This window comes from Mycoplasmopsis equigenitalium, from assembly GCF_024498255.1.
Lineage (GTDB): Bacteria > Bacillota_I > Bacilli_A > Mycoplasmatales > Metamycoplasmataceae > Mycoplasma_H > Mycoplasma_H equigenitalium.
The window spans coordinates 37,454-61,236 of record NZ_CP101808.1 but is presented as its reverse complement, the minus strand read 5'-3'; the positions used below and the strand labels follow the sequence as shown (position 1 = coordinate 61,236).

Here is a 23,783-nt window from a genome sequence, read left to right as displayed (position 1 = left end):
CAAAGAAGATATTTATTTTCAATATTTGTATCGTGATTGAAACACGATTGTGTTAAAAAATGATCAGTTGAAAAATATGATTATTACAAATTGTTCAAAGGACTTTTATCATTTTGTAAATAATACTTATTCTTCGTACCCCACTGTGTATTCTAGAAGAGTTGATATTGTCAATTTTAAGCCTGTAATTCCAAACAATAGATACATCGATATTGATGGAAGAATAAATACTTGAGAGATATTGTATCTTAATGATGAATATATCCTTATCGAAGACACAAGCGTTATGATAAAAAATAACAAAAAATCATACTCAAGAATAAATAAAAAATATTTCAAGGAAATTATTGGTATTAGTAAATTACAAAATCAATCCGATTGAATTTCTTATCTACAAGAAATGGGATATAGACATCGGGAAGTCAACATACTTTTACAGAAAATATACGACATAAATTCTGGAAAAAATGACTTTTTGAAATGATATTTAACAGCAAACAGGTCTAGTATCAATAAATATAATAAATCTTACAAACTTACTTTTCATCCTAAAGAATATAAGACAATAAATCCAATGTTGATATTAATGTTCATTGATTTTCTTATAATCGCCTTTATTGTGATGAAAATAGTAAAAAATAAAATTTAAGGAGGAGGAATGAAAAAAATATGGTTTTCTTTGCCGGCGTTATTAGCAGCGGCGAGCGTGTCTTTTGGTGCTCAAATTACACAGCAAAAAACACAAAACTCAATTAACACTAGTGCTAGTGTTGTTGGTAATAACAAATACAAAGTGACAATAAATAACAAGGATTACGCTTTTTCTAATGAAGATGATGTACTTGATGAAATATTAGAAGACTTGCGAATTAAAAATGAACGTTTAATTGGTCAAAAAAACTATGCGAATGCAGATCATGAAATTGTCATTAATGATCATGTAAGAAAATATGATATTAACAAAATTCAAAGCGTTTATAAAGATAATAATGGTCGCCACACCGCTTCGAAACACGCCGCATACCTAACATTCACCGAAGATAAAAACATTACTAAAAAATATTATGGGTTTCATGAAAATAATATTTTTGATACCAAAGAAGAAGCTAGTAAGGATATTCAAAGAAATTTAAGCGTAGCTAATAATAAGATTTTTATTAAAATTGGTGATAAGTATATTAACCCTTTTGTTATTAATGATAATATTAGAAATGATTTAGTGGGTCATTTATTAAAAAATGAAAAGAAATCGCTTGAAGCATTGCAGCTTAAAAACGGCAATTATCTTCTATTAGATGAAACTAAAAAAGAAGATTTTATCCGTCTATTATCTTTAAAAATTACAGATCGTCTAGAAAAAGACGAAATTCCATTATTCAATATTAGTCTATCTTGATTATCAGATGATGAAGTAAACCCTAGCAAAATAGCATATAGAAAAGACGAACCAAGCTCACGTTCTGAAATCAAATGATTGAATTATCATTCTGTGCTTGATTGACAGAATAAAGATGATGTATTATCAAAAAATATAAGCTTGCCCTGAATTGATAGTTATCTAAAAAACGAAAATAATGAAAATTTTGGTTCGCTTGTAAATTTCGATGTTGTAGAAGGAAGAAAATTTTTATATGTTTGATATCAAAATGCAACATTCGAGCTAAAACCAGACATTAGTTTTTTAGACTTCAAACAACTTAAAGTAACAACAAACAATAATTTCGAAACTAATTTTTACCCAACCTTTGATTGATATATACCTACAGATATTATGGAAATCGTCGGACATGACTGAAGCAACTGTAGACGATCAGCGTTAAACTTTAACCTTCACTTAAAAACCGAGTTTGCTAACCAAGTATTTTTAGATGCTATAAACAATTACCTTGAAAATAATGACGTTCTAACTGGTGCGGGGAAAATTAATGATTATTCAGGAATCAAAAATTTGAACTTAGAAGATTTTAAAAAAATAACAAAATTTGAAAATGAATTAATAATTAAAAGAAATAGCGTATTTTCAAGAACAAAAAATAGAAACACAAGATATACAGAGGCTTTCCATGATTACAAAAGTATAGTTCGCAACTGTATTAATAAACTTCTTAAAAACAGACTAGTTTTTAATAAAGTAATACACGATAATGAAACACCTTATTTCATTGAAAACAACAATGAAGGCAAAAAGAGTTATATAAATATTTCTAATTATGGAAAAGATAAAGTTTTTCACGAACATTATGATATTTTAGAAACTAATAAAAAGATTGTTGATTTAAATGAATTGAATATGTTAAACGTAACAGATATTATAAAAAATTATAAGGAAAATACTTCAACACTATTACAGTACCTAAGTTTTACTAAAAACCAAAATCCATTAGCATATGGCGAAATGATTAAAAACTTTGATAACATTTTAATTTCTCCTAACGTTTATCATGTGTCAAGTGGTTTTGGCGCACTTGATAAAACATATCACCTACCATTTGATGAATCAGTTGATTTTGTAATTTACAAAGATTTCAAAGTTAAAAAAGCAAATATGACCAATGATATAAAACCTAAACCATTTTACAAATTGGATGGGTTATCAACAATTTTAGATGAAACCTATTTTGATACCCTTAAAAAGAAATTTGATTTTAGCCACAAAGAAATCGTTGTGTTAAATTATAACTTTATATTAAACAAATATTTAAGCCCAGATGAAGACTACGTACTTTACACTGAAAATGGTAAAAAGGATGTAATTTCATCAAAAATATTTAATGTTGTCTCAGTGGTTTGAGACGGCAAAGAGAAATATTTTGACAACTATAATTTAATAGCAGAGTTTGTTAAAAAATATATATCATCACATAAAATTGAATTAAACTAAAGGACATATATGAAAAAAAATAAAATATTAAAACTATCGTTTTTATCAATATTAAGCGCGTGCTCTTTTGTTCCTGTTGTATCTTGTGGATCAAATTCCGATAATAAGAAGCCTGAAGAATTTTTGTACCAGATTAATAATCAAAAATTCACAACAAAAGAAGATGCAGTAAATTACATGATGAATAATGTTGCTGTTTATAAAAACGTTCCTTTGTATCGTAACACCTTTACAAAAGATGGCATCGAAATTTCTGATAATTACAGATTTATTGCCAATGAATTAAAAGAGTACTGAAAAAAAGTTAGCGCGCATACCAATGTGCCTTTTGATGAATTAAAATCAATGCTTGATTCAGAAAAGAAACTAAGTGGCAGCGCCTTCAATTTTGTTGATTTAACTAAAAACGACCAAAACATTGAGGTCTTTTTAGGTAAAAATGGAATCGCTTTTGAAGATGAAGAAAAAGCAAAATTGTCTTATTTTAACATCAATAAAATTTTTGAACTTCATAATGAAAAAGGTAATTATGTTTATGAAAGTAAAGAACAAATTATCAATCAAATAATTAAGGAATACAACCACATAAAATCGGATGGCAAAAGCCAAGATTATTGAAGAGATAATTCTGAAATTATTTCTAATGGTCTTTCTAAAGTAGTTACGGTTAACGGAAAACCTTTTCCTTATGACCAAAAAGATAAAAATAAACTTATTCCGTTTTTAAAAACTGCATTGAATAGATATTACTTAGTTAACGGTAAGTATTACACAAAAGATGAATTAAAAGCTAATAGCGACTTAATTCTTTCAGATCTAACTGATTTTAATATTTTAAATTAGCATCAACACAAGGAAAAATGAGTTACATAGTCGACATTGATAAAAATGATAGTTATCAATTATATGGTGATTATGTACACAAATCAGTCAATAATACTATTGAAGGGTTTTTAGACAGGGAAAAATGAATTAAAACACCCACAACTCCTGATACCCTGACATCAATGACGTCGAACGCTTGAGAAGTCAATGACTTTATTGAATTTATTTTTTCAAACTTGAACCAAGGTTTCTTAAAAAATAACCCTGATGAAGCAAAAATAATGTTTGAAGATATGTCGAATGAACATTACACCGAAGAAAAATATATAAATTATTTTGTAACAGACATTAATATTTTTCGTATTTGCGAATTACATAATGAGACCGAAGAATATTTAAACGAACTGAAAAAAATTCAAATTGATAGTTATGGAAATACTCTTTATGAAAAAATTAATGAAATTTTAAATTTAATGAAAAGAGGAAGAAACGGTTCGCTAATCGCGCAAATTCCAGTTACATATTTCGCTTCTCTTTCGTATTTGTTTAATGCAAAAGCGGATAATAGGGCTATTTCTACCTTTAAAAAATTTTATAAATCGTTGCTCCTATACCTTGAAAAAAGCTTGAAAGATATGCTGGGAAAAGATTTATATAAGAAAGATAATGGGGATGAATTAAATTTATGAAACGCATTCCCAGCAGACGGTTTTAATGTTGATATCAATACCGATATTAATGCTTTCGTTAATATTTTTGCAAATAGCAAGTACATAACTAGCGGAATTTCAGCAGTTAAAGCCGCCTTTTTAAATATGACATCAAATTTAGGAGATTTAGAATTTGATGATGTAAAAGATATGATTTTACAAAAGAATAATTTCAGCAGTAGTGAGATTAAGCTTTTACAAAATCTCTTTAAAGGTCTTGCCCTCAAATACGAAAATGATGATAGTCCTGTAGTATTTGATGAAACTCCCGGTCTTTTTGTTAAAAAAATCGGTAAATTTGGCGAAATTACTAAAGATTCTACTATAAGAAAAAAATTCATAGGCGCTACTGCAGATATCACCAACGAAAACATTATAAATTCTCATAAAATTTTTAAATCAAGATTGGAAAGCTTAAAATCAACTATTTGAAATTCAAATAGTGGCTGAGATCTAATAAGCCAAGCGAGAGGTAAACATTTAAAAAACAAGTATCTTGCTTTTGCTAAATCTAAAAATAGCAATAAAGAAATAAATTGAATTAATTCCCTAGATTCAAAAAATCCAGAAGATGTTGAAAAAATCATTAATAAAATTGAAAGATTAGATGATGAAGACTTTATTAGTTTTCGTAATATTAAAAAAGTATCAAAAGACAGTTTAGCAAAAAGAAGAGCTTTTATCAATAAATGTAAGCAAGGCGAAGCCTTTAAATCTAAAATGCAATCAATTGTAGCAACGACTTTGGCAATTAACTCAATAGTTGAGGGTGTTTACGATTTTGCTAGTGCTATTAGCGATCTTGATGACGAAAACGTTAAAGCCGAAAAAATTGTTGAAAGTATTGTAAAAATTGGAGAGGCTGCATTAACATTTGTTCCTCCTACACCATTGGGTATTGTTGCACAAGTGGGTTTGAGAGTAATTTTCACTTTATCACAAGAAATTGTTGGCCATACAGAATTTAGTGATTATGTATTTACAGACGTAGAAAATAAAAACAATAAGTATCGCTGAAATGGTGGAAAAGAAGTAATTAGATTCTGGGGGCTATGAAAAGAATCGCATAGAACCATTGAAGACGCTCAACTTCTTGAACCAATTAAAATTATTAATGAAACTAAAACCGATTTATACCTATATGATGGAAACGTTTATTTCGAAAGTCAATTACAAGCACTTAAAAATAAAGTTATTACAGATATAGAAAAAAACAACTTCTTGTCATACGAAAATGTTTTTTATAGTTTTTATGGTAAAGATAAACTGAATGAACCGGGGACTAAATTTAATAGCGCGGATACGGCTATAAATCTTTTTTTAGAAAACGATCTTAATAAACATATAAATACCAAACTAAGTATTAAAGGATTTCTATTATTGTATGCAAACACCATAGAAGATTTACGTGATAATATGATCCAATTTATAAACGACAATTTACAACCTACCTATATTACACAAATGCCTTGATCTGATGCTTCTGGCTGCCCAATGGACCAAATAAACCCTAAAATTAATGATTTTGATTTAATAAAAGATTTCGATGATCTAGCAATTCATATTAAAAACGGCAATAGACACGACTTAATTTGATATAACGAAAATATTAAGGGTCGTCCAACATTAAATGAAAAAGCTATTGTTGCCAAATTAAAAGAAGAGTTTTTAAATCGAATTAATGTTAAAAGAAAACTTGTTTCTAAATCATCATATTTATCAAATCATAAATTCTTCGAAATTCATCCATATAATGAAATTTCATTATATGAAATAACAGCTAAAGGCAAACGATTCTACTACTTGTCGTTATATGATGCTCTAGAAAAATTAATGTCGCCAGATATGTTAAATATCAAATTTGAACAACTTCCTGCAGGTGAGAAAACTTTCAGAATGATTAATGGGAAAAAATTTGAAAGTGACAGAGAATTAAAAGAATATATCATTGCCGAACTTATTGATCACTTCTTAATTAAAAAAGAAAAGAAAGACGATAAAGAGAATAAAAATAAAGAAGATTAATAATAAAAAAAATAGACTTTGTTAAGTCTATTTTTTTGTCTTTTTAGTTCATTTGGCAAATTGTTCCTTGGTTCCATAAATGAAGTGTGCTGGTTCCGCCTCAAAAGTTTCAGGAACATTTGGAAATTGTTGTTCGAGTAAATAATCAAGTTCGAAAGAAATGTTTTGGAATTTCTCGTTAGCGTTTGAAATTTTTGGTATCGCCTTAAATAAGTTTTTGGTATATGGGTGAACTGGATTTTTGTAAATTTTGGCTGTATCACCATATTCAACAACTTTACCAAGGTGCATAATAAGAATTCTATCAGCAATGTACTCAACCATTGAAAGGTCATGTGCAATAAAGATAAGTCCAATATTCTTTTGTTCACAAAGATCTTTAAGTAAGTTAACAATTTGTGCTTGAATCGAAATATCAAGTGATGCAATTGGTTCGTCGGCAACAATAACTTTTGGATCTGAAATTAAAGCCCGCGCAATAACAATTCTTTGACGTTGACCACCTGAGAATTCGTGTGGATAACGATAAGCAAACTGTTTAAGTAGTCCAACATCTTCTAGTGATTTGTAAATCTTGTTTTTAATAATTAAATTCTTAATTTTAAATCTAGCAAATGGATAAACAAGATAGTGTTCAAGTTTTCTGTATTTTCTAATGAATCCTTCACTAAATATTTTGTTAATGATGCTTTTATTAATACCTAAAAGAAGGTGTAATGATTTAATATCTTTGTTAAGATATTTAACCTCGATATCAAATGATTTAAGAGTTTGTTTTTTCTCGCGAACAAGTGTTTCAAACTTGTCTACTTCAAACTTAATATCTTTTTTGTCTTTATTTTTATCTTTTAGATTTTCAGTTAAGACATTAACAAATTTTTTGAAATTATCATCAAACAACTTATTAACATAAGTTTGTTTTTGTTTTAGGCTGTTATATAAATTATATTCAGCATCTATTTGTTCTTTTAACACCTTGTTTTTTTCAATGTTTTCTTCAATATAACGTTTTATTTCTGATCTGTTAAACTCTTTTGCTTTTAATCATTGTGCTTTTGCTTCTTGAACATCTTCTTTTGTTTTATGTAAGGTGACATTTGCATTTTCTTTGGCAATTAACGATTTTAATTTACTTATTTCACTTGTAAATTGATCTTCTTGGGCATGAATTTCTTTTCTTTTAACCTGTGAAATTGCTCTGTAATTTAAAAAATCAAATTTATATGATTTAGCAAGAATTTCTTTAACTTTTTTGTTGTGGCCAAGCACAAACTTAAATTTGAGTTTTTCTTCATAAAATTTAGCGTTATATTGTTTTAGACTTTCAATCAACTTAGTAATGTCTTCAATATTTATATATCTAACCTTAGTCATTACGTGTTTAATGGCTTTGATTGCTCATTTGTTAAGATAGATATTTTTAGCATAGTGCGCATATGCTTCTAAGTCTTCGGATACGTTTTTACTAATTTTAAGAAGTTTGTTTTCTGATTTAAATTCTTGGATAAAGTTTTTGTAGGCGTTTTGATTGTTTAATTTAAATTCTTTAACAATCTGCGCAAACATTTTTTCTTCTTTTTTAACTTCTTTTAGTTGTCCTTCATATACAAGCGCTTGAGGTGTAAGTTTGGTTAGACGTTTTGTTTTTTTATAATTTTGATATGCTTCTTTAAGTTGTTTTTCGTCATCATCAATCACGTTATTACGGAAATCTTGTTGTTTTTCGTTGTAAAAACGAATTAATTCCGCTGTATTTGAATACATATTATTAACAATGATTGATTCCATTTCTTGTTTTGCTTCAAGATATCTGAAAAGTTCATCGAACTTATCTTCTAAATTATCAGTTTTAACAACTTGGAATTCTTCTAGACGATTTTTTCAATCGCTAAAGAAATCTTTCGCTAACTGATTAATTGATTGAAGGTTTTTAAGTTTTAATTTATTTGCTTTTGACTCGAAGGTATATCTAAAATTCTTTTTGATATATTTTCAGTCACTAAACAAGTCTTTAATCCAAGAATTAGCGAGCCCATTAACTGTTAAAGGTTCTTTAAGAATTGAATAAATATTTTTTTGGCCATTAAGTGAGGCGTGAGGATCTTGGAAGATCATTTGCATGTTTCTTCTTAGGTGTTTTACCCGCTCACGATTAAGTTTTTGACCTGAAATAATTTTCCCATCGAGGGTAACAAATCCATTAAATTGATCGTAAAGACGAATTAAGGTACGTCCAACAGTGGTTTTACCACTTCCCGATTCACCAATTAATCCTAAAATTTCGCCTTCGTGTAAATCAAAAGTTAAATCATCGGCTGCTTTGTTGATTAAACCACGATTAACAAAGTATTTTTTTAGATTTTTTACACTTAAAATTGTTTTTGCTTCTTTATTTTGCATAAAAAACCTTTCTAAAACTTTCTAATCTTGATTTAAGTTGTTTGTTGATCTCAACTTTTGGAGCGTCTGGATGTAATAATCAGGTTGCAGCAGCGTGGGTCTTTGTAATTGGAATTAAAGGTGGTTCTTTAACGAAATCAATCTCAAGTGCATAATCATTACGTGGTGCAAAAGGATCGCCAGAAGGCAAGTTAGCCATATCTGGTGGTGTTCCTTTAATTGTATAAAGTTTTTCATCGTTGTTTTCTGGAATAGCTGAAATTAATGCTCAGGTATATGGATGACGTGGGTCTGTAAAAATTTCTTCTTTTAAGCCGCGTTCAACAATTCTGCCCGCATACATTACATAAATGTAATCACAAAACTTAGCAATAACAGAAATATTATGACTAATCATAATGATTGAAATTTTGAATTCAGTTCTAATTTGCTCAAATAACGCTAGCACTGATGCTTGCACTGTAGGATCAAGAGCTGTGGTAGGTTCGTCGGCAATAATTAAACTTGGTCTGAGTGCAACAACCATTGTAATAACAATTCTTTGTTTCATCCCACCACTTAAGGTGTGTGGATATGAATTAAAAATTTGTTCCGCACGAAGTAATCCAAAACGTTTTAAAAGGTCAATTAAATATGCTTTCTTTTCCGAATACGATTTGCCTTTTCATTCTTTATTATTATTTAAAGCATCGAGTAATTGTTTACCGATTTTACGTGTTGGGTTAAGTGATGTTAGTGGGTCTTGTGGAATGTAACCAATTTTACTACCACGAATCCCTTGTCAGTGACGATCAAATTTTAATTTATTAAGTTCCAAATCTTCGATTTGACACTTGTCACTTTGAATAATAGCGTTTTCATTAATATTCAAAAGCGCTTTTGAGGTTACTGACTTACCACTTCCCGATTCGCCTACGAGCCCAACAATTTCACCAGGTTTAATTTTCAAATCAACACCACGAACAATGTTAATGGTATCTTTTCGATTAATTCGGAATGAAACACGCAAATTTTTAACATCAAGTAACACGCCTTCTTCTTGCGTGGTGCGAATTGAATTTATGACTGTGGGAACAGTCATATATTTTTGCGTTAAATATCTTTTAATTCTTTGACCTAATGATTCTTTTTTCATATTTTTATTTTACACGAATTACTTTTGGATCAAGTGCATCGTGAACTCCTAGTGCGATAAAGTGTAGTGAAAGTGATAATAATAATAGAATAAGCGATGGTAATAATAAAATTCAAATATTTTCACCGGCTTGGTTAATACTATCGATTAATAATTTACCTAAGTTAGATGATGTGTTGTCTGGGAAGAATCCAAGGAACGCAAGAGATGAAACTGAGAAAATTACGGCTGGAATTCTTCTAACAAATGAATAAGCTATTTTTCCCAAAACAGCAGGTAGAGCATGGAAGAAAATTTGTCTTGGGGTTTTGGCACCAACTGATTTAGCAGCTAAAATATACTCTTCATCTTTAACTGTTAAAACATACATACGAGTACCAGCAACTGGGCCTGTTCAACCAATTACAATTAAACAGATTGCTAAAGATACGTTCGAAGTACCTAAAATCGATACTAACATTAAGAAAATAATAAGTGTTGGTGGCGCTGTAATAATTTCGATTAAACGCATTGCGATAGTATCGATTCTTTTACCAACATTAAAACCTAAGATCGCTCCAACAGAAACTCCGATAATTGTTTCGATTGTTGCAACAATAAGAGCAAGTTGAATTGATTCTCAAGTACCTGCTCAGGTTCTGGTTCAGATATCACGACCAAGATTATCTGTTCCTAAAAGTGAAAAAATATTTTTTTGTTGATCGTAGATTTTATTAACGAAATCTTTGTCTAAAACAACTTTGGTTTTAACTAACTTGTTTGATTGATCAAAGTATTCGTATAAATCTTTTGGATCAGTAATAATGCCTTCCGAATATGCCGCTTTTACAATTGCTTTGACTTTATTAAATTCGTATGCGTTGTAACTGATAGTAAAGTTTTCAGCATTATTACCTATAAACTGTAAGTGACTGTCTGCTGGTGTATACAAATTACCATTTGAATCACTGAGAATTTCATAATGAAAATTCATTTTTTCATTTAAAGCAGGTTGAAATCTTGATATCCCCATGAGTAATGCGGCATCAGGATCATCAAACTTATTAAAAGTTCTTACCCGAATTGCTTGTCAAGAAGGCGGCAAACTAAAGGTATCAGTGTTGTTTTTATCTACCTTAAAGGGACTAAACCCTTCTTTTAGGTTTTCGGGGTGGTTATGCGGTGAAATACGATTAACTAAAATCGCTGTTGCAATAATTGCGATAAAAATAATGGTTGCCACAACAACATATGGATTCTTGAAATATCTTTTGAAAATTTCAACAATCATATTTTTTGGTTTGCCCGCGATCTCATTAACTGCTATTTCGCTTGATGCTTGTTTAAATTTCAACAAGTTAAGCGTCTCAGGAGTTAATTTGTAGTCAAAATTATCCGGCTGCATTTGTAACTCCTTTCTCTTTAGCAATTAATTCTTTGATTAGTTTACGACGCACAAAGTATGCTTTAATTTGTGCACTAAGTGATTTAGGCGATTTTTGTCCATACTTAATTCTTGGGTCAAGAAGTACATACGACACATCAACTAAAATAGTATTGAAAATTCCTAATGAAGTAAAGAATAAAATGTTAAACATAACAATATTAACTTCACCATTTGGGAACGAGTTCACGATTAATTGTGAAGACCCGGGAATATTTCAGTAACGCTCAATAACAAGCGAACCACTTAAAAGAATCATATATGAAGTAATAATTGAAGCTGAAAGTGGAATTGAAATATTTCTTAAAATGTATTTAAAGAAAATTTGTGTTTGACTTAATCCTTTTGATTTAGCAATTAACACGTAGTTACTATTGATTACTGTAATTAACATATTTCTTGTATATATAACATAACCAACCATCGAGGTTAAGGTAACAACAAGAATTACAGGTAGATAAGATAAGAAGATTTCCGTCCCTGTAGCTGAGGTTTGTTTTTCTGGGTTAAGGACCTCTGGTGCGATCCCTAATTTCATCGCAATTTGAATTGCGAATGGCGCAATAACAAACGAAGGTAATGCCACAAATAGTAAACTTGATGTGTTAATTACACTATCAACTCATGTTCCTCTTTTATATCCCGATCAAATTCCGAGTAAAACCCCAAGAATAACCGACATAATAAATGAAGGAACTGTAACAATAATTGTTCATTTGAGTGGTTTAAAGAAAACTGTTGGAATGTAGTCTGAAATACTTCTGTTAGTATCTAAGTAGATTTTTCCAAAGTCACCTTTAAAAATACCACCAACGTAAATAAAAAACCTTTCTATAATTGGAATACGATGGAACTGCCCTTCGGCATCAAATCTTCCTCATCCGTTTTCAACCATTTTTTGTTGAACGTATTGAAGTGAGGTCATTTTAAATTTTTGTGCTCCACCTTTGTTAACAAACTCTTGTGACCAAGGTTCGTGAGAAAACCACGCAACCAATGTGTAGGTTACGATGGTTATGATTAATATAGTAAGTATTGCTAAAGCAATACGCTGTATTAAATACTTAAACATAATTGTAAATTATAGATTATTTACTCTTCTTTTTTTGTATTTTTATTCGTTTAAAACAAATAGATCTTGAAGGTAAGGAATCGAACTATCTGAATTAGGGATTAAGTATTTGCTATTTTTAATATATGGATTTGGTTCTAGTGTAGTTTGTAATTGAACACCAAAGTCTCATCCGTAAACTGAGTTAATTTCTTTTAACAATTCAATGTGTTCTTCAACAGTTAATGCACTTTGAATTTCAAGGAAAATTCTTGCTTGAACTGTGTTAAAGTCTGGGGCATCAACACGTTGATCAAGAATTGCTTTTTCAGCAGGAACTTCTTTATCCAAGAATTTAAAACTTCCGTCTGCTTGTCTTTCAAGTAATTTTGGTTCAATACCATTTAAGAAGTATTTGTTTGGAATATCTGCAAAGTATTTAAATTCAAATGGTAAGAAGTAATCTGATTTAGGGTCTTGAGAAATTTTTGCATTAAATAATTTAGCTAGTTTTGTTAATGAAGGCAATTGTGTTTCTAAAGTTCCACCATTTTTAACAATTGTTGAAAGCGCATATAGTAAGCTTGTTGATGCAGCTGAACCTAAACCGGTATAGAATGATCCTTGTGCTGCATAGTCATATCCTCAACCGTTAAATTCTTTAACACTTTTTGCAGTAGTTAAGTCAGGAAGAAGATCGTTACCGTCTTTTGCAATTTTAATTTTAAATTCTAGTCTTGAATCTAATCCGTTAACTAAATTTACGAATGTATTAATTGCATCTCTAGTTTTATCATCAGCATTAACAAATCTAAATGTTTGAGTTCATTGAACTTTTTCACCTGCAGGAACAGAGTTATCAGCGTAGAATTTGTCTAATAAATCTTTCATTGCTGCTTTAATTTTGTCATAGAATGGTGATTTAAATTTGTCTTCTAGACTTTGGTGAACAGTAAATCCTTTTAAATCTTCGTAGGTAATAGAGAATTTACCTGGTGCTAATTCGATTTTATTTCCCTCTTTATCAAATAAGAAAGTTTCATTAATTTTATGCAAACTCTCTCTAGGTGTAGATGATGTAGTAGTAAATCAAGGACTATCTAGAGCAATACCTGATAGAACTGGTACGCCAACACCGTTGGTAATATAATCGACGTGCGCATACATATTAACTGTATTAGTTACTAATGATCTAAACGATCTTGCAAAACCATTAACCAATGATTGCGCTGTTGCAATTTCTTTTTCAGTACCACCTGCTGTAAATTTACCCGCTTTAATTTCTTCAAGGGTGTGTCCAAACATTAATTTAGCATAGTTAGTGTTGTATGTGTGTGGAATTCCAACAACATTACCACTTGCATCTTTTAAATCGTGTGAAGGAATTACAACTTCTAATAATTGATACATTGAACGATCTTTGTTAAGTGATTGACTGTATCCGATTGGAGTTTTTGGATCACCAGCATCAACGGCATCTTTTTGAGATTTGTTAAGAATTGAATATGATAATGAGTCAATCAATCCTGATCTAAAGGCGTTATATTGTGATGTACTAAATTCAGCTTCATTAATTGGTGAACTTTTGTACTCATCTTGAATTTTTTTAATCGAGTTTTTTGATTTTACTCATTCTTGATCTCAGTAGAATTTGTTTTGAGTAAAGGTTTCTACGTTTGTTTCGCTGTTAAAACCGTCTGGAACATATGGTCCAACAAAAAGTGTTTCTTCACGTTTGTTACCATATCAGTAGTAACCATATTTTTTAACATCACCTTTAACTTTTGGTAATAAATCTTTAATACCTTGAACATCAACTTTTTCTGCTTCTTTGTTAGCCTCAGCAACTTGTTTAATGTATGCACTAGGTGCTGGCGAGAATGTGAGGTCGTTGCATATAGTTTGAAGATATTGAACGAACGAAGCTTTTACAACTTGGTCGGCTGGTTTACCTTTGTTATTAGCAACAAGTTTAGGTGATGCGTTAAATGTAAAGGCTTTAACTTTTTGGCCTGCAGCATTTTCAACTTCAACAACAGTTTTTTCATGGTCATCTAAACCTTCTAAATCGATACCAAATAGTTCTAATAAATAACCGTTAGGAAAGTGGGTTTTTGGCTCAAATTGTTTAATTTCACCAGTGAAGAGAGGACCAATTTTATCTTGATACTCAACTGTTTTTTGGCCTCCTGTTTGTTTAGTTATGGTTTCAACAACCTCTTCTGCACCGTTATTTTTTCTAGCTTCAATTGACAATAATTGCGTTCTCATTCATGAGTAATAAAAGTCATCAGCAGATAATTTAAACTCTGTTTGTTCATTGTTTGAATTTGTTCAGTTAACATCACGAGGAACGAATTGAACTTTTTGTGAATTATCTAAGTCTTTTAAAAACTGTGGGTGGTTAACTGAAGCAGTATCATCTGATTCTAAAGTTAATACAAGCGCTTTTTTATCTCATGTAGGAACTTTTTCGTGTTTTGAGTTGGTATAACGTTTTACTGTTCCATCTCATAAAGTTAATAGAACTTCACCCGCTAATTCAAGTTGAAGTCATTCGTGAGTAGGGCTTGCTACTTCAAATTCGTGAACAATACTTGTTCCCACTTGTTTTGCTTTTTTATTAATTTTTGTTTCTCCACTACGTGCAAATCTTACAAATGAGTTTTGAAGATAAGTTGTAGAGGAACCTGCGGTGATACTTCCATATGATACCGATGTATCGTAGTAGAAAGATGGAACAGTATGTACGCTGTTATAACGTGTAATACGTGTTTGACGTCTTGAAATTGTGTCGGTTTCACCGTTTTCTTGACCTGATCCACAACTAACTGTAAGTGCTGTGGCTGCGATTGCACTTACACTTATTACAGATAAGAACAATCATTTTTTTCTTTTTAACATATTTGTCTCCTTGTTAATAATTATTTAAAAATTTTTTTTCCAATTTTAATTCATTGGTCAATGATCGATTCGATGTTTTTAAATCCTAAGTCATAAACTTTCGAATCATATAAGTCTATTCCATTATCCTTAAGGATATCAAGTGGTCATTTCTTGCCACCCGCACTTAAAAAGTTTTTTATATAATCTTGTAAAACGCCGGCGCCGTGTTGCTTATATCTTTCAAAGAAAATATTTGCAACTAATTGACCAATAGCATATTTATAAACATAGAAATTCATATAGTAATGAGGAACATAAATACAACCAATTTGTTCATTTTCGTTGAATTTTTTGTCTTTTTTGTTAGATTTATAATCATACTCTTGAGCGTTAGCGAAGTAGATTTTTGATAATGAGTCATAACTTGGAGCAGCAGCACCGTTTTCTATTGCTTTGTACAGATTATATTCATAATTTGATCACTCGATTTGTCGCATAACGGTCCCGATAAAACCATTAATAATAGAATTTAAAATTGAAAATGAAAGAAAATGCGAAGGAGAAAGAGTTAATAAATGATCATATAACATGAGTTCATTAAATATTGAGGCTATTTCTGCCAAGAATATCGGATATTGCGCTTCTTCTAGTGATAAATTACCATCGCTATAGTAACTGTGCATTGAATGTCCAAGTTCATGAGCAAGCGTTTCGACTGAGCGTAGTTGATGATCGAAATTCATCAAAATATACTTCTTATCAAGACCATAACTAGCATCGATTGAGTATGCGCCAGAGCGCTTGTTATCAACAACCATATAATCAACTCAATTTTCATTAAATGCTTTTTGGATTTGTTTAATATATTCATCTCCAAACGGCGTTAAAGCATCTAAAACTAGTTGTTGTGCTTCCTCGACGCTATAGTTTGTCTTAATGTCTACTAACTCAACTTGAGTATCAAATCTTGTGTAAGACTTGTTAAATTTCTTTTTGAAAAACTTTTTCTTGTATTTATGATATTTCTTAAAAATGTGCAAATTGCTTTTTACAGCATCATATAAAGTAGTGATAAATCGGTCGTCAATACGATCTTCATAAATTAACATTTCAACGGTCGAATTAAACTTTCTCACCTTAGCATCTGCTACATGAGATTTAAATTCATCAAATAGCAAGGCGCTGTATGAATTCTTCCGTTTAAGATAGGCGTCTTCAAAACTCAATCGAGCGCTCTTTCGGACTGCAAAGTCTTTATGTTTACTTAATGAGGCAAGATTAGCTTTGGTAATTTTAATTTTCTTACCCGAACTTGTTTTAGCATAACCATAATCAATTTCAGAATTATCAATAATGCTAAATACTTGTTCTGGGCTAGGGGCGCCAAACGCTACCTTGGTTAAATAATCTTCGACTTCATCACTTAGTTTGTGTGGTTTTGAATCAAGCACACTTAATAAATTCTTTTTATAAGGCTTGAATTCGTCTTGTTCGCATCACATCCGAATTTTGCTTTCGTTCTGCAAAATTCTAACTTCTTCACTTCCTAATTCGGAAGTAAATTGGCTATATTGATGCTCAAATTTTGAATGCAACAAGGCAATATCCTTATCAACTACATTCTCGCTTAGCTTGTTAGAAACATAGTTATAAAACTTATTAAATAATAATGTAAATTCTTCTTCTATTTTTTTAGCAGCAAGAAATTTACTGGCGTTTTCATATTTTGAATCTTTAACTGCCAACAAGTCTTTTGACTTGGCTATTAAATTTTCAAGCGCTTGTTCTGGTGTTATGTTGTCTAATAATACTTCAAGATTTCACTTGTACTTAGGATCAATCTCGTCGCGATTCTTATATTGCTTAATGCCCAATTTACCTCCTTCCTTAGTCATATTAAATAAATAAAAACGATAATCTAGCGGTTTGTCTAAATTATCGTTTTCAAATTATTCAACTAATAAAAAATTTTACCGTCCACGATTATTTAGAACAAAAACAGATTACATACATAATCTTATTTGTCGCCATAAAAATACGTGAACTAATTTTTAACATAACGGTTATATTATACAAAAAAAATAATTTTGTAAATTTTTTTTATTTTTTTCGTTGATAAAAAAAATACCTCCAAATAAGGTATTTCTTTTTTATTTATATATAGTTACTTTTTAAGTTCAAGTTTTCAAATCTTTTCAATAACTTCGGTTTGCATTGGATAGTTTGCGGCACTTGTCACCGATTTTTCAAAATAATCAAAATTAAAACCGTTACTTTTAACATGTTCGTTAATTACGGGCGCATATGCTTCAACTTCTTTTTCAAGTTTTGTTTGATCATATTTATTATTAAATACGCGATTTAATTTTGGTGTTAATTTTGGATTTTCATCAGGCGCACCAATACTCATCATAATTACTGGAAAGGCTTGGCCTTTAATATTTAATAATTTATTAATAGGTTCAACTAGAACTCTTGACAATCCTAAAAAACATGTTCCTAAGCCTAAACTAATTGCCATATCTTGAGCCATAGTTGCTTGAATAAAGGCATCGCCTATTGCTGTTGTATATGACTCTGAACTGTGGTTGTTGTATGCTACTTTTGGATGTTTAGCTTTAGCATAATTCATTCTGTTATTATCAGCTAGAAAAACTACTAACATCGGTGCAGTTTTTAAGTGTGTCGAAAAAGGTGCTAGATCACTTAATTGTTTTAAGATTTTTTTATCTGTAACAACAACTGCGCTTGATACGTTTCAGTTTGACGAACTTGGTGCCAAATTAATTGCTTCAATAATCTTGTTTTCTTGATCTTTAGTTAATGGTTCGTTTTTATATACCCTCACTCTGCGACGCTCTAAAACTGCGTCATAAAAATTTTTCATTTTTTTCTCCTTCATATATTTGTTTGTATCCTTATTATAGCGACTAATTTTTAGAAACAAAGCACTTCGGATAATTATTTTTTTTCTTGTTTCATACTTCTTTTTTATAACAAAATTAACAAAAACAAGAAAATAGAAAAATTCAACGAAAAACGTTGAATTTCCTTGGTTTTGCTTTTATTTTAGTTCAATAATTTCAGCTGCAATTCGGTTCTTTTCTAAATCTTTACTCAAAATTTTGATTTTAACTAATGTCTCAGGTTTATATTTAACAGAATTTAAAATTTCTTGCGGAATTTTACTGATATGCACTAGCGCATTTACTTTAATTCCAAAATAAACAAAAGCCCCAAAGTCAGTAATATTTTTAATGATTCCTTCATAAACATTACCATCTACAACATCACTAATTTCCTTGATACTTTGATCATATTCAGGTGTTTTACGCTCGTCACGAATATCGCGGTAAGGTTCAATCAACGCATCAACTATCATATCGATTTCACCTTTAGTTGAATTAAGGTCTTTTACTAGTTCATCTCGATCTAGTTTTTCAACGAAATTTTTGTCGATGTTTTCTAAATCAAGATTAATGTGTTGAACTAATTTATTTGCTACTGGGTATGAATCTGGGTGAACAAATGTTCTATCAAAATAGTATGGCGAATCTGAAATTCTTAAAAAACCAATCGCTTGTTCGTATGCTTTTTTCGATAAACCTTTAACCTTAGCAATTTCTGTTCTATTTTTAAAACCTTTATTTAATTTAACGTGCTCAGTAATCTTTTCTGCTGTTGCTGGTGTTATCCCCGAAATATATGAAAGAATTGACTTGCTTGCTGAGTTGACTTCGACACCAACTTTATTTACTACTTTTGAAACTTTGAAGTCGAGCGCTTCTTTTAATTCTTTTTGATTAACATCGTGTTGGTATTGACCAATACCTAATGATTTAGGATCAATTTTAACAAGTTCATTTAACGGATCTTGGTGGCGACGACCAATATTAATCGCACTTCTTTCCTCCACATTAAGATCAGGGAACTCTTCAATTGCGATCTTCGATGCTGAGTAAACACTAGCCCCAACCTCAGAAACAATATCAGCGGTTACACCCAAGTTTGGATATTCTTTAATAAATTCATCAACGAATTTCTTAACTTCGTTTGAGGCGGTTCCGTTACCAAGAACAATCATATTAACTTTATATGTTTTAATCAAATCTTCAAAAATTTTCTTATATTGTGGGTATTGATTTGGTCTATTAATATAAAAAATATTTTTAGCTAAAAACTTTCCGTTTTCATCAATAATTGCAATTTTACATCCACTAACAAAACCAGGGTCAATTGCTAAAATTCTCTTGTTTCTTAAAACGGGCGCCGAAAGCAATGCTTCAAGATTTTCTGAAAATAATTTAATTGAATTCTTTTCTGCTCTCGCAAATAAATCGGCTTTGATTTCTCTTTCAATTGAAGGATAAATTAATCTAGTGAGCGCATCTTTTAAAGCCGCATTGATAATCTTACCCGTTCGTGGAATTTTAAAATATTTGTCGTTTAGTTCATATTCAATTGGTTTTTCACGAAATTGTAAAGTGTATGAAACAATCTTATTTTCGTTGGCACGATTAATGGCAAATACTTGGTGATCTTTTACATATTTAATTGGTGTATTAAAATCGTAATAAATTTCAAAGTTCTTTTCCTCGTCCTTTTCTTTACCTTTGGCCGACGCTTTCGAAACAACAATTCCATATGTTTCAATATTGTTTTTTACATATTTTCTTGTTTCAATATCTTGTGAAATTCATTGCGAAATAATAAATTGCGCTTGCTCGATAGCAAACTCAACGCTTGGAACTTTATCGTTAACATATTTTTTAGCTTCATTAAATGGATTGAAATCTTTATCGGTCGCTTCAAAAATTGCTTTTGCAAGTGGTTCTAACCCAAGTGCAATTGCCTCAGTTGCCTTGGTTTTTTTACCAACTTTATAAGGTTCATAAATATTTTCAACATCTGCTTTAGTTTCTGCTTTTTCAATAGCAGCTTTTATTTCATCAGTTAAAAGACCTTTTTCTTTCAAGATATCAATAATTGCTTCTTTACGTTTTTCAAGCTCTACGCCATAACGATATTTAATATTAATAAATTCGATTTGTTCTTCATCGAGATTGCCGGTAACATCTTTCCGATATCGAGCAATAAAAGGCACTGTACTGTCTTCAGCAAGTAACTTAAGGGTTGCTTCAACCTGTGTTTCTTTAACACTTAATTTTTCTGCTAGTTGTTTAATAATTTTTGTGTTCATTTTTCTCCTATACAAACGGGTGGAATATCAAGATTGCAATTAAGATATTCAATAAAATTAAAGCATAAATCGGGAATTTCTTTTTATATAAATAGAAAGAATAACCACACGAGACAATGCATCAAGGTATTAAAATTCACAATCTATAACCACTAAAAAATTCTGATTTTGGGGTTTCTTTTAAATATCCATATTCCTTATTAATAAGAATATTATCCGAATTAAAATGAAGTAGTGGGATTGCGGTGGCAATCATAATTTGAATAACTAAAGCGATCATAATTCCAGCCACAACAGGCTTAAAATATTTCGACATTAAAAGTCCAAATTTATTTTCTTTGTATTTTACTGATAATCGCATTGCTAAATACATAACTAACATTGCGGGAATAATAAAACTAAAATAAGTAAGAAAACTAAGTGCAACTCCTCATCATTCGTGTTGTTCAATAAAATAACCAGAAATAAAAGCAAATTTTGTTGAAAGAACACCGGGCGTTCCGTTACCAACCGAAAATGCTGCATCAATTAAGTTTTGATCAACTTCAATCTTAAACACATCCCTTAATAAGTTTCAATAAAATTGAAATAACGGCATAAAAACTTGGCCGCCACCAAAAACAATTAAAGATACAAAAACAAGTAATCCAATTGATACAAGTAAAACACTAAGCATTTTCTTCACCTTCTTGTTCTTGAACGTTAGTTTTTACTTTTGTTTTCTTACTAGTAACAATAAATAAAATTGTGACATAAACAATAATTACCAACATTGGAAAAATTGGTGCGTTGAATGGCGCTGGTACAAATAGTGAATATGCTAAAGTAAAAATAAAAATAATTCAAAAAGTTGCAGCATGAACCGAACCTTTATTTTTCTTAATGAAGTCAATAGTAAACGCTAAAACAATACCCGCTACAGTTGGTAAAACTGCTGCCGAAACCACTAGTAAATAACGTTGTGGTAAATAGCTAATTCCTAGAAAAATCCCAAAGAAAAATAACACGTGGGGTAGTGTTCCAATTAAAGTGACAATCATGCCCCTTCAGAAACCCAACATCCTAATAGAAATATACGTAAAAGACTGAACTATACTTGGTCCTGGCAACAAGTTAGTTTTAATAATTAATTCATTAAATTCATGCTCGTCTATCCAGTTGCGTTTCTCAACAACATCACGTTTTAAGACAGGAAAAACTGCATTTCCCCCACCAAATGAAATGAATGAAATTTTAATAATAACTCAAAGTACAATTCAGAAACTTGTTTTTTTTGGCATAAAAATCCTATTTGTAAATATAATTAATAATACTTGAATATTCAAAATCGGAGATTTTATGCAAATATCTAATAAAAGAAATGACGCTATTTTTATGTCATGCCAATTGGTTAATAAGACAGATTTAACATCACTTGTTAATATTGATCTGGCATCCAATGCAGGAACATTAGCATTTGATAAGAATAAATATAATTACGAATGACTTTATCGCAATCTCTTAGTTATGTTCAAGGATTCAAAGCAAGAATGACAAATTAATCTCGATTCTTTCTTAAATGACGCAATCTCTGATATTGATGAACTTGTTATGTGTTTTACTTATTCATATCACTTTGTTTTCGACAAGCAATACAACTTGAAGAAAGACTATAAGGACAAAAAGCATAAGATCACATTATTCACAACACGGACATATAATCGGAAGAAGATGGAAAAGGCACAAGTTATTGCCAAGAACATCTCAGAAGTTAAAGAACTTCAAGTTATGCCACCAAACATTTGCACAAGCGAATATTTGGCCAAGCGAATTGTCGATGACTTTAACAAGATGAATCTTCCACATACAACAGGAAAATTTTTAAATAAAAAAGAAATGGAAAAGCTTGGTATGAATCTGCTACTTGGAGTAAACAAAGGTAGTTCATACGAGCCACGATTAGTAGTTTTAGAATATACACCAAAACCTGTCAATAAACAAAAAACTGTCTACGTTGGAAAAGGAATAACATTCGATTCTGGCGGTTACAATATCAAAACTGGAAAATATATGTTAGGTATGAAGTTTGATATGTCAGGTGCAGCAATTATGGCTGGAACTTTAAAAAGTATTGCGATGTTAAATGGTAAACAAAACGTCGCTTGCGTATTAGCGATTACCGATAATCGCCTTGATGGTGATGCAATTACTCCAGATATGGTAATTAAAGCCATGAATGGTATGCATGTAGAAATTGAAAACACTGATGCCGAAGGAAGACTTGTACTTTCGGATGCATTAACATATGCTGCTAAAGAACTTAAAGCAACAACAATTATTGATGCCGCAACACTAACGGGTTCTGTACTTTGAGCGCTAGGAACAACATTCAGTGGTGTGTGATCAACAGATGATAAAAAATTTGAAAAGCTTTGAGACGCAGCGCAGGTTCAACATGAATTAATTTGAAGAATGCCAATGCATGAAGATTTTGATAAGAAAAATTTAGAAACTGACATTGCTGATATCAAGAACTGCTCAGAAACAACATTATCTGATAGCAATGATGCTGCAATGTATCTAAAACATTTCGTTGAAAAAGTTGATTATATTCACTGCGATATCGCAGGTACTGCAGAAATAGATGGAAAACCTACTGCAGCATTACTAAAAACATTTACCGAATTTGGATTATAGTTTAACAAACTTGTCATCTTAAATTTTTATTTAAATAAAACAATGGTTCATCTTTACTAGCATCGATCGCACGAGATGCCATTTTTATTTTTATCTCTAAAAATATTTCGCCATTTGTACGAAAATCTGCTTTATAAAATTTATTGTTATTTATCATAGATGCTTGCATTTGAAAACTACCTAGTTCGGCTTGGTGTTCAAACACGTCTTCAGTACGAACTCAATGCACGTGGTAACCTGGCTGATCTACTCCAATATGAGGACGAAAAGTTGTTAAACGAATTCTAAAATATTTCTTGAAAATTTCAACAAATTCTATTGAATTTTTAGCATTTTTGAATTCTGGAATAATGACATTTTTAACAAATTTGTCGCTATAGGTTTGTGAATTATAAACCTCTACTGTGCTTGAATCAATGTTTTTATCTGCTTGCGCAATTTTAATTTCATTTCAGTCTCAGTTTTTATATCCTCACTGCGCTGATGAGTTGTTGGCGCACGAAATACTCAAAACTGGTATTAAAAAGGACGAAAAAATAAATAATTTTCTATTAAAAAAGCTCATATTTTC

At 30.6% G+C, this 23,783-nt stretch carries 16 protein-coding genes; 5 read left to right on the top strand and 11 right to left on the bottom strand.

The genetic code is table 4. The annotated features are described in order from the left end of the window. Positions 1–145: 145 nt before the first annotated feature. From NPA09_RS00200 to NPA09_RS00185, 4 genes are read left to right on the top strand one after another with little or no spacing between them, the layout of a single operon-like run. Positions 146–649, top strand: a complete 504-nt coding sequence (locus tag NPA09_RS00200) for a hypothetical protein (RefSeq protein WP_129722596.1) — start codon at positions 146–148, stop codon at positions 647–649. 9 nt (positions 650–658) lie between these two features. Beyond that, positions 659–2,881: a hypothetical protein gene (locus NPA09_RS00195; protein WP_129722599.1), complete on the top strand. Its 2,223-nt coding sequence runs from the start codon at positions 659–661 to the stop codon at positions 2,879–2,881. 9 nt (positions 2,882–2,890) lie between these two features. Next, positions 2,891–3,724, top strand: coding sequence for a hypothetical protein (locus tag NPA09_RS00190; RefSeq protein ID WP_129722603.1), 834 nt, complete (start codon positions 2,891–2,893; stop codon positions 3,722–3,724). A 17-nt stretch (positions 3,725–3,741) separates the two neighbouring features. Next, complete coding sequence (locus tag NPA09_RS00185; protein ID WP_129722606.1) at positions 3,742–6,441, top strand: hypothetical protein; 2,700 nt, start codon at positions 3,742–3,744, stop codon at positions 6,439–6,441. Between the two features lie 27 nt (positions 6,442–6,468). Here the strand turns inward: NPA09_RS00185 and NPA09_RS03580 are convergent, their stop codons facing one another. From NPA09_RS03580 to NPA09_RS00130, 10 genes are all read right to left on the bottom strand, one after another. Next, positions 6,469–8,841, bottom strand: a complete 2,373-nt coding sequence (locus NPA09_RS03580) for an oligopeptide/dipeptide ABC transporter ATP-binding protein (RefSeq protein ID WP_129722609.1) — start codon at positions 8,839–8,841, stop codon at positions 6,469–6,471. Next, positions 8,831–9,922, bottom strand: a complete 1,092-nt coding sequence (locus NPA09_RS00170) for an ABC transporter ATP-binding protein (RefSeq protein WP_129723291.1) — start codon at positions 9,920–9,922, stop codon at positions 8,831–8,833. Before NPA09_RS00170 ends, NPA09_RS03580 begins: the two co-directional genes overlap by 11 nt. A 58-nt stretch (positions 9,923–9,980) precedes the next feature. After that, positions 9,981–11,360 carry an ABC transporter permease gene (locus NPA09_RS00165; RefSeq protein ID WP_129722611.1) on the bottom strand — a complete coding sequence of 460 codons (1,380 nt, stop codon included), beginning with the start codon at positions 11,358–11,360 and terminating at the stop codon, positions 9,981–9,983. After that, positions 11,347–12,471 carry an ABC transporter permease gene (locus NPA09_RS00160; protein WP_129722614.1) on the bottom strand — a complete coding sequence of 375 codons (1,125 nt, stop codon included), beginning with the start codon at positions 12,469–12,471 and terminating at the stop codon, positions 11,347–11,349. Before NPA09_RS00160 ends, NPA09_RS00165 begins: the two co-directional genes overlap by 14 nt. Before the next feature lie 42 nt (positions 12,472–12,513). After that, on the bottom strand, positions 12,514–15,354 hold the full coding sequence (locus tag NPA09_RS00155) for an OppA family ABC transporter substrate-binding lipoprotein (RefSeq protein WP_129722618.1): 2,841 nt from the start codon (positions 15,352–15,354) through the stop codon (positions 12,514–12,516). A gap of 20 nt (positions 15,355–15,374) precedes the next feature. Next, positions 15,375–17,231 carry an oligoendopeptidase F gene (gene pepF, locus NPA09_RS00150; protein WP_256541830.1) on the bottom strand — a complete coding sequence of 619 codons (1,857 nt, stop codon included), beginning with the start codon at positions 17,229–17,231 and terminating at the stop codon, positions 15,375–15,377. Positions 17,232–17,500: 269 nt separating this feature from the next. Further along, a complete protein-coding gene (locus NPA09_RS00145; RefSeq protein WP_165036254.1) occupies positions 17,501–18,223 on the bottom strand; it encodes a nitroreductase family protein in 723 nt (240 codons plus the stop codon). A 177-nt stretch (positions 18,224–18,400) separates the two neighbouring features. After that, positions 18,401–20,536: a Tex-like N-terminal domain-containing protein gene (locus NPA09_RS00140; protein WP_129722623.1), complete on the bottom strand. Its 2,136-nt coding sequence runs from the start codon at positions 20,534–20,536 to the stop codon at positions 18,401–18,403. A 7-nt stretch (positions 20,537–20,543) separates the two neighbouring features. Further along, the gene (locus NPA09_RS00135; protein WP_129722626.1) at positions 20,544–21,212 is read right to left on the bottom strand and encodes a chromate transporter; all 669 of its coding nucleotides are present in this window, start codon (positions 21,210–21,212) and stop codon (positions 20,544–20,546) included. After that, positions 21,205–21,816 carry a chromate transporter gene (locus tag NPA09_RS00130; RefSeq protein WP_129722629.1) on the bottom strand — a complete coding sequence of 204 codons (612 nt, stop codon included), beginning with the start codon at positions 21,814–21,816 and terminating at the stop codon, positions 21,205–21,207. Before NPA09_RS00130 ends, NPA09_RS00135 begins: the two co-directional genes overlap by 8 nt. 58 nt (positions 21,817–21,874) lie before the next feature. Between NPA09_RS00130 and NPA09_RS00125 the strand changes: the two genes are divergently transcribed. Continuing rightward, positions 21,875–23,212: a M17 family metallopeptidase gene (locus NPA09_RS00125; protein WP_165036256.1), complete on the top strand. Its 1,338-nt coding sequence runs from the start codon at positions 21,875–21,877 to the stop codon at positions 23,210–23,212. A 1-nt stretch (position 23,213) separates the two neighbouring features. Here the strand turns inward: NPA09_RS00125 and NPA09_RS00120 are convergent, their stop codons facing one another. Beyond that, positions 23,214–23,777 (bottom strand): hypothetical protein, encoded by a 564-nt coding sequence (locus NPA09_RS00120; protein WP_129722635.1) that lies wholly within the window; start codon positions 23,775–23,777, stop codon positions 23,214–23,216. Positions 23,778–23,783 lie beyond the last annotated feature (6 nt).